This is a genomic window from Pseudomonas sp. G34, assembly GCF_031119625.1.
Lineage (GTDB): Bacteria > Pseudomonadota > Gammaproteobacteria > Pseudomonadales > Pseudomonadaceae > Aquipseudomonas.
Map to the genome: position 1 here is coordinate 23,669 of NZ_JAVHZV010000016.1, position 14,730 is coordinate 38,398.

Below are 14,730 nucleotides of genomic sequence, written 5' to 3' on the forward strand. Positions count from 1 at the left end.
CACCCCATCATCCGGCCCCGACTGCGTCGGGGTTCGTTCGCTCCATCGTCGCTCCGAGGGTCGGCTTACAAGGGCCATCCCTGGCCCTTTAAGCCTCTCGCGGCATCCATGCCGCTCGCCCCTCTACGCAACGATTCCACTCACCCTCCTGAAGGGGACATTCGCGCGCCTGCACGAACGGGGCTTGCGGGATGTAGCCTATAGTTGCATCCAGGTCAGCCCCAGGGCTGACCCCATGCTCAAGCGCACAAAGCTCCGTGAATTGCCTCCGGTTCAGCGGACGGGCAGAGCCCCTCCAGGAGGGCGAACGCAATCGTCGTGGAAGAGGTTGAGCGGCATGGATGCCGCGAGAGCCGCGATGGGCCATGGATGGCCCTTCGCGGCGGGCCTCTGGAACGGCGATGGAGTGAGCGAACCCCGGCGTAGCCGGGGCCGGATGATCGGGCGGAGGGTTTTGGTTACTTTTGCCCGCAAAAGTGACTCGCCCGGAGGGCGAAACCGGAGACGTCAGTAGAACGTAGATAAGCAGATAAGCAGATAAGCAGCTTGAGCGCGGAAAACACCCGCGCACTCACACAAACTTGCCAGTCCGGTGTCACCCCGCCTGCTCCCCCAAACTCTGCGAAACACAAAAAACGGGCCCCGATGGGCCCGTTTTCATGTGCAGCAGTGGATCAGCTACGGATCAGATGATCGAACGCACTCAGCGAAGCCTTGGCGCCCTCGCCCACGGCGATGACGATCTGCTTGTACGGCACGGTGGTCACGTCGCCGGCGGCGAAGATGCCGGGCAGCGAGGTTTCGCCACGGGCGTCGACGATGATCTCGCCACGGTCCGACAGCTCCACCGAGCCCTTGAGCCACTCGGAGTTGGGCAGCAGGCCGATCTGCACGAAGATGCCTTCCAGCTCTACCGGGACGAACGCATCGGAGTTGCGATCCTTGTAGACCAGGCCGGTGACCTTCTGGCCGTCGCCTTTCACTTCGCTGGTCAGGGCGCTGGTGATCACCTTGACGTTGGGCAGGCTGTAGAGCTTTTTCTGCAGCACGGCGTCAGCACGCAGCTTGCTGTCGTACTCGAGCAGGGTGACTTCGGAGACGATGCCGGCCAGGTCGATGGCCGCTTCCACGCCGGAGTTGCCCCCGCCGACCACCGCTACGCGCTTGCCCTTGAACAGCGGGCCATCGCAGTGCGGGCAGTAGGCCACGCCCTTGTTGCGGTATTCCTGCTCGCCCGGCACGTTCATCTCTCTCCAGCGTGCGCCGGTGGACAGAATCACCGTCTTGGCTTTCAGGCTGGCGCCGCTCTCGAACTTCACTTCATGCAGGCCGCCAGCGCTGGACGCCGGAATCAGCGCGCTGGCGCGCTGCAGGTTCATGATGTCGACTTCGTACTGCTTGACGTGTTCTTCCAGGGCGCGGGCCAGTTTCGGGCCTTCGGTTTCCTGCACCGAGATGAAGTTCTCGATGGCCATGGTGTCGAGCACCTGACCGCCGAAACGCTCGGCGGCCACACCGGTGCGAATACCTTTACGGGCTGCGTAAATGGCTGCCGCAGCGCCAGCCGGGCCACCCCCGATGACCAGCACGTCGAAAGCGTCCTTGGCGTTGAGCTTCTCGGCATCACGGGCCGAAGCACCGGTGTCGATCTTGGCGAGAATCTGCTCGGCATCCATGCGGCCCTGGCCGAACAGTTCGCCGTTCAGGTAGATGCTCGGCACCGACATGATCTGCCGGGACTCGACCTCATCCTGGAACAGTGCACCGTCGATGGCGACGTGGCGGATGTTCGGGTTGAGCACGGCCATCAGGTTCAGCGCCTGGACCACGTCCGGGCAGTTCTGGCAGGACAGCGAGAAGTAGGTCTCGAAGTTGAATTCGCCTTCGAGGTTCTGGATCTGCTCGATCACTTCAGCCGCCAGCTTCGACGGGTGGCCACCGACTTGCAGCAGGGCCAGCACCAGCGAGGTGAATTCGTGGCCCATCGGCAGGCCGGCGAAGCGCAGGCTGATGTTGCCGTTCGGGCGATTGAGGGCGAACGACGGCTTGCGGGCATCGTTGCCATCGGTCTTCAGGGTGATCTTGTCGGTCAGGCTGACGATATCGTCGAGCAGGCCTTTGAGCTCCTGAGATTTGTCGCTGTCATCGAGGGACGCGACGATCTCGAACGGCTGGCTGACCTTTTCCAGGTACGCCTTCAACTGGGATTTAAGGGTTGCGTCCAACATATACGGGTCCTCAATGACAAAATTCGGGCAATAAAACGCCCGGACGGGTTACGCCCGGGCGTTCGGGCACCTTTAAAGCCTGTTGGCTTGTAGGTGGAAAATGGGATGTAGCGCGTCGCGAGCGACGGCAGTGCGAGGCGAAATCAGGCGAGGGCCGGTCGGAGTCGCGGGCGACTTTACGAGCTGTAAATGAGCAGCCCGTCCTAGGCGGCCCCACCTGATTTCAACGAAACAATGCCTAGCGCAGTAGCGCTACGCCCATTTTTAGATTTTGCCGACCAGGTCCAGGGACGGAGCCAGAGTCTGGGCACCTTCTTTCCACTTGGCTGGGCACACTTCGCCCGGGTGGGCAGCGGTGTACTGAGCGGCTTGCAGCTTGCGCAGGGTCTCGGCCACGTCACGAGCGATCTCGTTGGAGTGGATTTCGACGGTCTTGATCTGGCCTTCCGGGTTGATCACGAAGGTACCGCGCAGCGCCAGGCCTTCTTCAGCGATGTGTACGCCGAAAGCGTTGGTCAGCTGGTGAGTCGGGTCGCCGATCAGCGGGAAGCGAGCTTTACCAACGGCAGGCGAGGTTTCGTGCCATACCTTATGGGAGAAGTGGGTGTCGGTGGTGACGATGTACACTTCGGCACCGGCCTTCTGGAAGGCTTCGTAGTTGTTGGCAGCGTCTTCAATCTCGGTCGGGCAGTTGAAGGTGAAGGCTGCCGGCATGAAGATCAGTACCGACCACTTGCCTTTCAGGCTTTCTTCGGTGACTTCGATGAATTTGCCGTTGTGGAAAGCGTTGACCTTGAACGGCTGAACTTGAGTGTTGATCAAAGACATCTGTGAACTCCTTGGAGGGTTGAAAAATTTACAGGACAGATAGTAGCCCCATATGGCTCAGAGAGCCCATTGATTGAAACCATCAATCCAATTAGCTGAGTCAATCGAGCCATATAAAAAGCCTTTTAAAACAGTAATCTGAAAAATTCCTGCTCAGCAATGGGCGAGCGTTCAGCACCACCGCGAGCGACCAATGAACAGCTTTCAGACCACCAACCGTTGCGACAGCGATTCTGCCCGCCGGGTTCGCCCCATGCTACCGCGTCTGGGCCTGCTGATGCTTGCCCTCGCGAGCAGTTACAGCACGGCCGAGGAGCGAGAGCTGCGCTTTTCGATTACCGAAAGCGGTGTGATGCCAATGGTGCTCATCCACAACGGTGCGGCGGTCGATGGCATCCTCCATGACCTGGCCACGCGCCTGGCCGAAAAAGTCGAGCGCCGCGCCGACCTGCAGGTGATGCCGCGCATGCGCGTGCATCGCGCGTTGCTGAATCAGGAAATCGACGTGCGCTGTTACGTCAACCCGGCCTGGCTCGACGAACCTTATCCAGGCTATGCCTGGAGCGTGCCCTTCATGCTGCAGCGTGATCTGCTGGTCAGCCGCTCCGCTCAGCCCACCGCCCCGGAGCGCCTTGCCACACAGCCAATCGGCACGGTGCTGGGCTTTCACTACCCGACGCTGGACGCGCTGTTCGCCGCCGGGCGGTTGCAGCGCAACGACGCGCGTACCCAAGGCCTGGTTCTACGCAAGCTGGCAGCCGGACGTTACGATTATGCGGTCACCAACGAGCTGGCCTTGTTGTGGTTCAACCGCGACCGCCAGGAGGCCGACAAACTTCACGAAGTGCACGAGCTGACCCACGTCGAGGTCGCCTGCCTGGTTCGCGATGCGCCAGACGTGCCCACCCAGGCGCTGCTCGAGGCGATGCGGCAGATGCAGGACGATGGCGAGTTCACCGCCATTCTCCAGCGTTACCGTTAAATCACGCTGCAGGCCCAACAATGGTTTTCTCGGCCTGCCAATGGGTGAATAATGCCCCGCCTGATTCGCCGCCCCCCGATGAGGTAAACCATGAGTGGCTCCGCCCACGCCGCCCCGCGCCTGAGCGCTGGGGCGATTCTGCTGATCGAACTGGCCCTGGCACTGGGCGGCTTCGCCATCGGCACCAGCGAATTCTCCATCATGGGCCTGATGCCCAACGTGGCCCAGGATCTGGGCGTCAGCGAACCCCAGGTCGGCCATGTGATCAGCAGCTACGCCCTGGGCGTGGTGGTGGGCGCACCGATCCTTGCGCTGCTCGGCTCACGCCTCATGCGCAAGCACTTGTTGCTGCTGCTGATGGGCGTGTTCGCGGTGGGCAACCTGGCCAGCGCCCTGGCGCCTGATTACCTGACGCTGATGGTGTTTCGCTTCTTCGCCGGCCTGCCCCACGGCGCCTACTTTGGCGTCGCCATGCTGGTCGCCGCCTCGATGGCCGCGCCGCACAAACGCGCCAAGGCGGTGAGCCGGGTATTGATGGGCCTGAGCGTGGCCATTCTGATCGGCAACCCGCTGGCCACCTGGCTGGGCCAGAGCGTCAGTTGGCGCTACGCCTTCGCGCTGGTCAGCGTGATTGCCCTGGCCACCGTGGCGATGATCGCCCTGCTCCTGCCGCTGGACCGCAGCGAGGTGCGCAGCAGCCCGATCAGCGAGCTGCGCGCCTTCAACCGCGCGCCGATCTGGCTGGCGCTGGGTATCGGCTCGATCGGCTTTGCCGGCATGTTCTGCGTGTTCAGCTACATGGCGCCGACCCTGCTGGAAGTCACCCGGGTCAGCCCGGGAATGATTCCGGTGGCCATGGCGGTATTCGGCGTCGGCTGTATTCTCGGCAACATGGCCGGCGGCTGGCTGTTCGACCGCCTGCAGTTCAAGTCGGTGGCCTGGATTCTGCTGTGGAGCGCGCTGGTGCTGCTGGTGCTGCCAACCGCCACCCAGTCGATCTGGACGGTGCTGCCGGCGATTCTCGCCCTGGGCACCATCGCCGCCTTGTCGCCGGCCTTGCAGACTCACCTGATGGACGTGGCCACCGGCGCCCAGACACTGGCTGCAGCGTCCAACCACGCCGCCTTCAACATCGCCAATGCCCTGGGCCCGTGGCTCGGTGGCCTGGCGATCAGCGCCGGGTTCGGCTGGACCTCGACCGGCTATATCGGCGCAGCAACGGCAGTCGCCGGCCTGCTGGTGTTCACCTGGGCGTGGAAGGTGCAGAAGGCTCAGAAGACCGCCTAGGCCGAGGTCGCCTCCAGCACCGGCTCTACCGCAGAAGGTCTGCGCCAGGCATGCAGCGGCGCCGCACCTTTGCCCGAGAACAGCCAGCCGGTACGCGCCCCGACCAGGGTGGTCACGGCATGCTGGCGGCCCATGGGCAGGTGCCGGGCCACGAACAGCGCGCTGTCGCGCAGCACCGCCAGCCAGGCACTGTGCGACTGGAACAAGGGCGTCAACAGCCGGCTCGCCTGGCGGTAGTAACGCAGGTGAGCGCCGCGCACCGCGCCATAGGCGGCAAAGCAGGCCGCAGGATCGACAGCTTGGGCGCGCCCGCAAGCACCCAGGGCATCGGCCAGCGCCACGGCATCGACCAGGGCCATGTTGGCGCCCTGCCCCAGCTGTGGGCTCATGGCATGGGCGCAATCACCGATGGCCAGCACCCGGCCGTCATGCCATTGCTGCATGCGTACGTCGGCGTAGCTGGCCAGCATCAGCTGTTCGGGCGTATCGATGGCCTGCACAAAGGCCTCGGCCGGCTCGCCTACCAGTTGCCGTACCGAGTTCTTCCAGGCCTCCAGCCCGGCCTGCTGCCAGGCGCCATGGCTGGCCACCGGCAGGCTCCAGAACAGGCTGCTCAGCTTGGTTTGCCGCTGCTCATGGGTCACGCCGGTGGGCATGATGCCGAACATCTGTGAGCAGCCGCGGTACCACTGCCGCAGGTCCGTGCAATCGGCGCCCGCCGGGGTCGGCACGATGCTCCACAGCGCCCCCCAGGGATAGGCCTTGACCGTTTGGCGCACCTGCATCTGCGCGCGCAGTTGCGAACGGGTGCCGTCGGCCAGGATCAGCGCCAGATGTTCGCCGAGCACCGATTCGTTGCCGCGACCATCGTCGGTGAGCAACCGTACGTGGCTGGGCGACTGCACGAAGCGGGAAATGGCAGTGCCGGTACGGATGGTCACCCCGGCTGCACGGGCCGCATTGAGCAAGGCGGTCATCAGCACGCCGCGGTGAATGCCGAGGCCGAAGGAATCGGCCTGCCAGTGCGCGTAGCGGGTGTCGAGAATCACCCGCTGCGAGCAGGCCGACGTGCCGAACAAGCGGCTGACCGGCGCGCCGAGGGTGGTGCATTCATCGAGCAAACCAAGGTGGCGCAAGGCCGCGAGCCCCGAGGGCTGCAGTAGGATGCCGGCACCTACCGGCTGCAGCTCGGCAACGCGTTCGTAGAGGGTGACCGACCAGCCCTGGCGGGCCAGCAGGATGGCGCTGGCCAGTCCTGCGGTGCCGGCACCGATGATCGCAATGGGTAAATCCTTCACGGGCACATCCTGTGCGGTAGCGAGTGAAGGACAATTCTACCTCGCCTACTCGGGAAGAATGTCGAAGCCGCCACGGTTCTGGCTGACGATGCGCAGATTGGCCACGCCGCCAGCCTCGACCTGCACCGCCACTTCGCGGTTGAGGCGGCCCTTGCCGCACAGAGTCTGGTCTTCGCTGTCGGCAGCGATGCCGACGATACGCTTGCCTGCCGGCACCTGGAAACGGCCCTGCTCACCGACCGCGATGCGCGCCGCGAGCTTGCGGTCGACCAGCACGGCCACGTAGCAGCCGCCGCCCATCAGGCCCAGATCACGGGTGACCACCACCTCGCCGCCGCCCTGCAGCGGCTCCTGATAGCCACGCAGGCGCTCGGTCGGGATGTCGGTGACCTTGTCGGGATCGGCCTGATAGGACGAGCAACCGGCCAGGACCAGCAGAGGCAGTACGGCATAAATCAGACGCATGGGTTCTCTCCGGAGAATCGCAGGGGTGTCGAGCAACAGGCTCTGCTCACAGACAAGCACATTGCCATAAGCGTGCAATAAATCCATCGCGACGAGTGCGCTGGCTTGCACAGGTTGGCCGCACCATAATGGCGCCCACACTCTCCACGAGCGACCTGCATGGACACGCGCAAGAACATCGACGGCCTGGCCGGCGGCATGATGGTTGGCCTGTGCATGATCTGGGGCATGCAGCAGGTGGTGCTCAAGGCCGCCGCCGATGACGCGGCACCGGTGCTGATGCTGGCCCTGCGTTCGGGCATCGCCGCGTTGCTGGTGGCCCTGCTGATGCTGTGGCGGCGCGACGGGCTCGGGGTGCGCGCCGGCAACTGGCGGCCAGGGCTGGTGGTCGGTTCGCTGTTCGCGGTCGAGTTCATGCTGGTCGGTGAAGGGCTGCGCCACACCAGCGCCTCGCACATGGTGATCTTTCTCTACACGGCGCCGATCTTCGCGGCCCTGGGGCTGCAATGGCGGCTGCCTGCCGAACGCCTCAAGCCCCTGCAATGGCTAGGTATCGGCATCGCCTTCATCGGTATCGTGGTGTCGTTCGCCGGGGGCTCCAGCGACGCGCAAACCAGGGATGCAGGACGGCAGCTGTATGGCGACTTCCTGGGCCTGCTCGGTGCCATGGCCTGGGGCGCCACCACCGTGGTGGTGCGCAGCTCGCGGCTGTCCAACGCGCCGGTCACCCAGACCCTGTTCTACCAGTTGCTCGGCGGCTTCGTGCTGCTGATCATGGTGTGCGCCTTGACCGAGCAACTGCGTTTCAACCCCACGCCCATCGCCGTGGGTGGCCTGATATTCCAGGCGCTGCTGGTGTCGTTCGCCAGCTTCCTGGCCTGGTTCTGGCTGCTGCGCAACTACCTGGCATCGCGCCTGGGCGTGCTGTCGTTCATGACGCCGATGTTCGGCATCCTGTTCGGCGTGGTGCTGCTGGGCGAGCCGCTGGAGGTCAACTTCATCCTCGGCGCCCTGCTGGTGCTGTGCGGCATCCTGCTGGTCAGCGGCTACGAGTGGCTGAGCCAGTGGCTCAAGCGGCGGGCGCGGTAAGGATTGAGTGCAGCGCTAGGCATCATGATGGGACCAACCTGTGGGAGCGGGCGAGACGCCTAAGCCATACCCGTCTTTTTTCGCGCGCATGGCGCGCTCCCACTATTGCCGCTTCGCTCAGGCGTTCTGAAAGCGCTTGACCAGCCTGGCCTGCAGCTTCTCCAGCTCGGCCGGGTCGGCCTTGCCACTGGCGTGGGCCTGCAGCCCCTGCTCGCTGAAACGCGGAATCACGTGCATGTGGATATGGAACACCGTCTGCCCGGCGGGCGCCCCATTGAACTGGGCGATCTGCACACCATCGGGCTGCAATTCGTCGGCCAGCACGCGGGCGACCTTCTGTACGGCCAGGGTCAGTTTGCTCAGGTTGTCCGCGTCGATCTCCAGCAGGTTGCGGGCCTCGGCGCGCTTGGGGATCACCAGGGTGTGGCCGAACGACTGCGGGAACAGGTCCAGGAACGCCAGCACGTCGTCGTCTTCGTACAGCTTGTAGCAAGGCATCTCGCCGCGAATGATCTTGGCGAAGATGTTCTGCGAATCGTAATCGCCGTAAAGGCTCATGGGTTTCTCCATCGCGTTATGAACGTGCTCGCACCATACCGGCTCGGCCGGCTGCTGCGAAATAGCGTGCTTGCTCAGCGGCCCTTGCGCAACAGGCTGATACCAACCAGCACCCCCACCCCGCACAGGGCGATCAGGTAGTAGGCCGGGCCCAGCGGGCTCCACTTGACCAACAGCGACACGGCCACCGGGGTCAGGCCACCGAATACCGCGTAGGACATGTTGTAGGAAAACGACAGGCCGCTGAAGCGCACCGGTGCCGGGAAGGCGTGCACCATCACGAAGGGCACCGCGCCGATGGTGCCGACGAACAGGCCGACCAGCGCGTACAGCGGGAACAGCCACTGCGGGTTGGCATACAGGCCGCTGTAGAACAGCCACGCGCAGGCTGCCAGCGCGCTGCAACCGACCACCAGTACCCGGCCGGCACCGATACGGTCACACAAGGCGCCGCTGATGATGCAACCAATGCTGAGCATGATGATGGCCAGGCTGTTGGCCTGCAGCGAGGTGACCGCATCGAAGCCGTAGAAGGTTTGCAGGAAGGTCGGCGTCATCAGGATCGCCACCACGATGCCGGCCGACAGCAGCCAGGTCAGCAGCGCGGAAATCACCACGCTGCCGCGATGATCACGCACCACGGTTTTCAGCGGCAGTTCCTCGGCCAGTGCCTTGCGCTGCTGCATCTCGGTGAACACCGGGGTTTCGTGCAGCCACTGACGCAGGTACACGGCGAACAGGCCGAACACGCCCCCCAGCAGGAACGGCAGGCGCCAGGCCCAGTCGAGCACTTCCTGGGCGGTGAACACGCTATTGATCAACGTGGCCATCAGCGAGCCGAGCAGGATGCCGACCGTCAAGCCGCAGGTCAGCGTGCCACAGGCATAGCCGATGTGCCGCGCCGGTACGTGCTCGGACACGAACACCCAGGCGCCCGGCACTTCGCCGCCAATCGCCGCCCCTTGGATCATGCGCATGAGCAGCAACATCAGCGGCGCCAGAATGCCGATCTGCGCGTAGGTCGGCAGCAGGCCCATGATCAGCGTCGGTACCGCCATCATCAGGATGCTCAGGGTGAACATGCGCTTGCGGCCGATCAGGTCGCCGAAGTGCGCCATGATGATGCCGCCCAGCGGGCGTGCCAGGTAGCCGGCGGCGAAGATGCCGAAGGTCTGCAGCATGCGCAGCCAGTCGGGCATGTCCGGCGGGAAGAACAGCTTGCCGACGATGGTGGCGAAGAACACGTAGATGATGAAGTCGTAGAATTCCAGGGCGCCACCGAGGGCGGACAGGGAAAGGGTCTTGTAGTCACTACGGGTGAGTGGCCGACCAGGGGCCGACGATGCTGCAGCTTGCATGGGGAAAGTTCTCGCAGATCCACGGAGCCACGGGGTTGGGCATCGCCCGCGGGGCGCTCACGATAGCAAATCCGCGGGCCGAGGGCAGCGCCGCAACGCCTGGCATGCCGCCTGCCGGCAAAATATGTAGCCATGCTTCAGGCAACCGACAGGCGCCGATGGAGAAAATCGGCTCACGCCGGGTCATACCCGCAGCTTACCTCTATCAGCTCAGCCATTAAGGAACCTCATGGACTGGCTACACCTGCTCGTTCTGTCGCTCATCCAGGGCATCACCGAATTCATCCCCGTCTCGTCGTCCGCTCACCTGATCCTGCCCTCGCAACTGCTGGGCTGGCCGGATCAGGGCCAGGCATTCGACGTGGCCGTGCACATCGGCACGCTGATGGCGGTGTTGCTGGCGTTCCGAAAGCAGGTCGTGGCGATTCTCGGTGGCTGGTTCAGCCATGTGCTGCACCGCCGTGCCAGCCCGGAAAGCCGTATGGGCTGGATGATCATCCTGGCAACCATTCCGGCCGGCCTCGCCGGGCTGATCTTCGAATCGATGCTGGAGCAGTACACCCGCTCGATGCTGGTGATCGGCACCACCACCATCGTCTTCGGCCTGCTGCTGTGGTGGGCCGATGCCACCGGCAGCCGCGACGCCGACATGAGCCGCATGACCTGGCGCCACGCCCTGCTGATCGGCCTGGCGCAGATGCTCGCGCTGATCCCCGGCACCTCGCGTTCGGGCATCACCATGACCGCTGCGCTGATGCTCGGTTTCGATCGCAAGAGCGCGGCGAGCTTTTCCTTCCTGATGTCGATCCCGCTGATTCTCGCCGCCGGCAGCCTGAAGACCGTGCACCTGATCGACCAGGGCGACGCTGCCCATTGGGGCGACATGGCCTGGGGCATCGGCCTGTCGTTCGTGTCGGCCTACCTGTGCATCAAGCTGTTCCTGGCCGCCATGGATCGCATCGGCATGCTGCCGTTCGTGATCTACCGCTTGCTGCTCGGCGCCTTCCTGCTGTTCATCGCGCTGTAGGGTGGCGTAGCCCGGGCAGAGCGCAGCGACACCCGGCAAGCGTGCCCTGGGTAGCGCTGCGCCAGGCACCCGGCGCCAGGCTGGCTCGGCGTTACCTTCTCCTACATCTGTCGCCGGCAGTTTCCGCCGAACCGCGTGAACAGGCTCGGGAGCACGCAAGGCACGCTTATTGCGTGATTCTCGGATCCGAAACGAGAAGGCGTGCCCCCCATGCAGCACTCCCACCTGACCACCCTCCACGCGGTCGTCCTGGCCCTGGATACGCTCTGCCAGGACGGCGCCTGCATCGATGAGCTGCTGGCCGGCAGCGGTATCGCCCCAGCCGACCTGCAACGCCCGGAGATGCGCATCAGCATCGCCCAGGAACGCCAGGTATTTCGCAACGCCACCGCGCGCTGCCAGGACCTTGGCCTGCTGCTGGGCCGGCGCATGCACGTGTCGTCCTACGGGTTGCTGGGGTTCAGCCTGCTGTCGGCGGCGAGCCTGGGTGAGGCGCTGGCGGTGGCGTTCAGCTTTCCCGCCTTGCTGGGCACGCTGTTCACGCTGCAACTGCGCCGCGACGGTGCACAGGCCTGGATCGAAGCCAGCGATTACCGCGACGCCGATGAACTGGCGACCTTCAATACCGAGTTCTGCCTGGCGTCCCTGAAGCTGATCTGCGACGACCTGCTTGGCCGCCCGCTGCCGTTGACCAGCGCGCGTTTCAGCCACAAGGCGCCTCGCTACCAGCGTCAGTACACCCGGGATTTCGGCTGCCCGGTGCAGTTCAACGCCGCCGACAACGTCATCGTCTTCGACAGCGCCTGGCTGGACCGCCGCCTGCCGCTGGCCGACCCGGTGACGCATCGCGATACCCTGCAACGCTGCCACCAGCTGAACCGCGAATTCATCTCTCACCAGGCGCTGATCAGCCGCGTGCGCCAGCTGCTCGCCAGCCAGTTGCCCGACTCGCCGGGGCTCGATGGCCTGGCGCGGCAGTTGCGCTGCTCCTCGCGCACCCTGCGCAGGCAGTTGCAGGAGGTGGGCAGCAGCTACCAGAGCCTGCTCGACGAGCTGCGCTTCGAACAGGCCCGCCGCCTGCTTGGCGAAGAGCGCCTGCCCATCGCGCGCATTGCCGAAGCCCTCGGCTACAGCGAAACCGCCAGCTTTCGCCACGCCTTCCAGCGCTGGAGCGGCACCTCGCCGAGCCGCTACCGGCGCCCTGCCCTGGCTTGAAGACGCGTGCCCGCTGGCGCCTTGGGGTGCCCGCTGCGCGCACCGATGGGGTCAGCGCTGCGCCATTTGCTGGCCACATCTATCCCCTTTTGGCCGCTCCGCTCATTTCCCCGGCACCACGATGCGACCAAGAATGCAGCTACCACAAGCGGAGGGCCAAGCATGCGCACGATCTATAGCGATGACCATCACCTGCACCACGGTCGCTGTGAAATCATCGACGGGGAACTCAAGCCCTGCTTCGAGATGCCGTCACGCGCCGACCATGTGCTGGCGCGGGTACGTCAGCAGGGGCTTGGCGAGGTACTTGCCCCGCGCGACTTCGGCCGCGCGCCGATCGAACGCATTCACGACCGCGACTACCTGAGCTTTTTCGAAGGCGCCTGGGCGCGCTGGGCCGCCATGGGCCGCGACGGCGACCTGCTGCCCTTCACCTGGCCTGCCCGTACCCTGCGCAGCGTGCTGCCGGATAACCTGCATGGTCAACTGGGTTACTACAGCTTCGATGGTGGCGCGCCGATCACCGCCGGTACCTGGCAGGCGGCCTGGAGTTCTGCCCAGGTCGCGCTCACCGGCCAGGCGCTGATCAGCGACGGCGCCGCCAGCGCCTTCGCGCTGTGCCGCCCGCCAGGCCATCACGCCGCCGGCGACCTGATGGGCGGCTACTGCTACCTCAACAATGCCGCCATCGCCACCCAGGCGTTTCTCGACGGCGGCTGCAAGCGGGTGGCGATCCTCGACGTGGACTACCACCACGGCAACGGCACCCAGTCGATCTTCTACCCACGCAACGATGTGCTGGTGGCCTCGATCCATGGCGACCCGTCCTTCGAATTCCCGTTCTTCCTGGGCTACCACGACGAAGTCGGCGAAGGCGCCGGCCAGGGCTTCAACCTCAACCTGCCGCTGGCCGCCGGCAGTGGTTGGGATCGCTGGAGCGCGGCCCTGGAACAGGCCTGCGCGCGGATCGCCGACTACGCGCCCGAGGTGATCGTGGTGTCGCTGGGCGTGGACACCTTCAAGGAAGACCCGATTTCGCAGTTCAAGCTCGACAGCCCGGACTACCTGCGCATGGGCGAACGCATCGCCCGCCTCGGCAGACCCACCCTGTTCGTGATGGAGGGTGGTTACGCCGTCGAGGAGATCGGCATCAATGCGGTGAACGTACTGGAAGGTTTCGAAGGCGCCTGAGCCTGCTGCCACTAACTGACGCTTCAAGGGAGTACACCACGATGAAAACCTTCCAAACCCTGCTCGGCAGCGCCCTGTGCGGCGCCGCCCTGCTGGCCGGCGGTGCCATGGCCGAGGCGCGCGAGCTGCGCGTCTACAACTGGGCCGACTACATCCTGCCGCAGACCCTCAAGGACTTTCAGCAGCAGAGCGGCATCAAGCTGACCTGGGACACCTTCGAGACCAACGAGGCGCTGGAAGCCAAGCTGCTCACCGGCAACTCGGGCTACGACCTGGTGGTGCCGTCCAACATGTTCCTCGACACCCAGATCAAGGCCGGCGTGTTCCAGAAGCTCGACAAAAGCAAGCTGCCCAACTGGAAACACCTCGACCCGGCGCTGCTCAAGCTGCTGGAGACCAACGACCCCGGCAACCAGTATGGTGTGCCCTACATGTACGGCACCGTGCTGATCGGCTACAACCCGGACAAGGTCAAGGCCGCCCTCGGCGACAACGCGCCCGTGGACAGCTGGGACCTGGTGTTCAAGCCCGAGAACATGGAAAAGCTCAAGCAGTGCGGCGTGGCGATGCTCGATGCGCCCAACGAGATCCTCCCGCTGGCACTGCATTACCTGGGCCTGCCGCCGAACAGCAGCAACCCGGCGGACTACGACAAGGCCACCGAGCTGATGATGAGCATCCGCCCCTACGTGACCTACTTCCACTCGGCCAAATACATGACCGACATCGCCAACGGCGACATCTGCGTGGCCATCGGTTATTCGGGCAGCTTCTACCAGTTCGCCAACCGCGCCAGGGAAGCCGGCAATGGCGTGAAGGTCGAGTGGCGCCTGCCCAAGGAAGGCGCGCCGATCTGGTTCGATACCTTCGCCATCCCCAAGAGCGCCAAGAACGTCGAGGAAGCGCACGCGTTTCTCAACAACCTGCTCGACCCGAAAGTCATCGCGCCGATCAGCGACTTCCTCGGTTACCCCAACCCCAACACCGATGGCATGAAGCTGGTCGACAAGGCGATCAGCGAAAACGCCGACCTGACGCCGACCGCTGAAGCGCAAAAGACCCTCTACAGCGTCGAGCCGCTGCCGCAGAAGGTCGAACGGGTGCGCACCCGCGCCTGGACCAGGATCAAGAGCGGCAGCTGAGCCACCTTCCTCCCCCGACGACCCCGCGCCTGACGCGGGGTCTGTATTTTACGGCAGCCGCG

General features: G+C 64.6%; 13 protein-coding genes. 7 read left to right on the forward strand and 6 right to left on the reverse strand.

The annotated features are described in order from the left end of the window. Positions 1 to 674: 674 nt before the first annotated feature. Both ahpF and ahpC read right to left on the reverse strand, forming a co-directional pair. Positions 675 to 2,228, reverse strand: coding sequence for an alkyl hydroperoxide reductase subunit F (ahpF, locus tag QYS36_RS10165; RefSeq protein WP_308839365.1), 1,554 nt, complete (start codon positions 2,226 to 2,228; stop codon positions 675 to 677). 264 nt (positions 2,229 to 2,492) lie between these two features. Continuing rightward, complete coding sequence (ahpC, locus tag QYS36_RS10170; protein ID WP_042552238.1) at positions 2,493 to 3,056, reverse strand: alkyl hydroperoxide reductase subunit C; 564 nt, start codon at positions 3,054 to 3,056, stop codon at positions 2,493 to 2,495. Between the two features lie 193 nt (positions 3,057 to 3,249). On the opposite strand from ahpC, the gene QYS36_RS10175 reads away from it, so the two are divergent. Next, a complete protein-coding gene (locus tag QYS36_RS10175) occupies positions 3,250 to 4,038 on the forward strand; it encodes an ABC transporter substrate-binding protein (RefSeq protein WP_308839366.1) in 789 nt (262 codons plus the stop codon). Between the two features lie 90 nt (positions 4,039 to 4,128). Continuing rightward, the gene (locus QYS36_RS10180) at positions 4,129 to 5,325 is read left to right on the forward strand and encodes an MFS transporter (protein WP_308839367.1); all 1,197 of its coding nucleotides are present in this window, start codon (positions 4,129 to 4,131) and stop codon (positions 5,323 to 5,325) included. Here QYS36_RS10180 and QYS36_RS10185 read toward each other — a convergent pair. Together QYS36_RS10185 and QYS36_RS10190 are read right to left on the reverse strand one after the other, a co-directional pair. Further along, positions 5,322 to 6,623 (reverse strand): NAD(P)/FAD-dependent oxidoreductase, encoded by a 1,302-nt coding sequence (locus QYS36_RS10185; RefSeq protein WP_308839368.1) that lies wholly within the window; start codon positions 6,621 to 6,623, stop codon positions 5,322 to 5,324. The genes QYS36_RS10180 and QYS36_RS10185 overlap by 4 nt on opposite strands. A 45-nt stretch (positions 6,624 to 6,668) precedes the next feature. Then, complete coding sequence (locus QYS36_RS10190) at positions 6,669 to 7,088, reverse strand: 3-isopropylmalate dehydratase (RefSeq protein ID WP_308839369.1); 420 nt, start codon at positions 7,086 to 7,088, stop codon at positions 6,669 to 6,671. A 159-nt stretch (positions 7,089 to 7,247) separates the two neighbouring features. Between QYS36_RS10190 and QYS36_RS10195 the strand changes: the two genes are divergently transcribed. Next, on the forward strand, positions 7,248 to 8,177 hold the full coding sequence (locus tag QYS36_RS10195; RefSeq protein WP_308839370.1) for a DMT family transporter: 930 nt from the start codon (positions 7,248 to 7,250) through the stop codon (positions 8,175 to 8,177). Between the two features lie 117 nt (positions 8,178 to 8,294). On the opposite strand, the gene QYS36_RS10200 is transcribed toward QYS36_RS10195, so the two are convergent. Continuing rightward, the gene (locus tag QYS36_RS10200; protein WP_308839371.1) at positions 8,295 to 8,735 is read right to left on the reverse strand and encodes an HIT family protein; all 441 of its coding nucleotides are present in this window, start codon (positions 8,733 to 8,735) and stop codon (positions 8,295 to 8,297) included. Positions 8,736 to 8,809: 74 nt separating this feature from the next. Beyond that, the gene (locus tag QYS36_RS10205; protein WP_308839372.1) at positions 8,810 to 10,093 is read right to left on the reverse strand and encodes an MFS transporter; all 1,284 of its coding nucleotides are present in this window, start codon (positions 10,091 to 10,093) and stop codon (positions 8,810 to 8,812) included. A gap of 229 nt (positions 10,094 to 10,322) precedes the next feature. On the opposite strand from QYS36_RS10205, the gene QYS36_RS10210 reads away from it, so the two are divergent. From QYS36_RS10210 to QYS36_RS10225, 4 genes are all read left to right on the forward strand, one after another. Next, complete coding sequence (locus tag QYS36_RS10210; RefSeq protein WP_308839373.1) at positions 10,323 to 11,120, forward strand: undecaprenyl-diphosphate phosphatase; 798 nt, start codon at positions 10,323 to 10,325, stop codon at positions 11,118 to 11,120. Between the two features lie 210 nt (positions 11,121 to 11,330). Continuing rightward, positions 11,331 to 12,335: an AraC family transcriptional regulator gene (locus QYS36_RS10215; protein ID WP_308839374.1), complete on the forward strand. Its 1,005-nt coding sequence runs from the start codon at positions 11,331 to 11,333 to the stop codon at positions 12,333 to 12,335. A gap of 162 nt (positions 12,336 to 12,497) precedes the next feature. Then, a complete protein-coding gene (locus QYS36_RS10220; protein ID WP_308839375.1) occupies positions 12,498 to 13,526 on the forward strand; it encodes a histone deacetylase family protein in 1,029 nt (342 codons plus the stop codon). Positions 13,527 to 13,567: 41 nt separating this feature from the next. Next, a complete protein-coding gene (locus QYS36_RS10225; RefSeq protein WP_308839376.1) occupies positions 13,568 to 14,668 on the forward strand; it encodes a polyamine ABC transporter substrate-binding protein in 1,101 nt (366 codons plus the stop codon). The last annotated feature ends 62 nt before the right edge of the window (positions 14,669 to 14,730 follow it).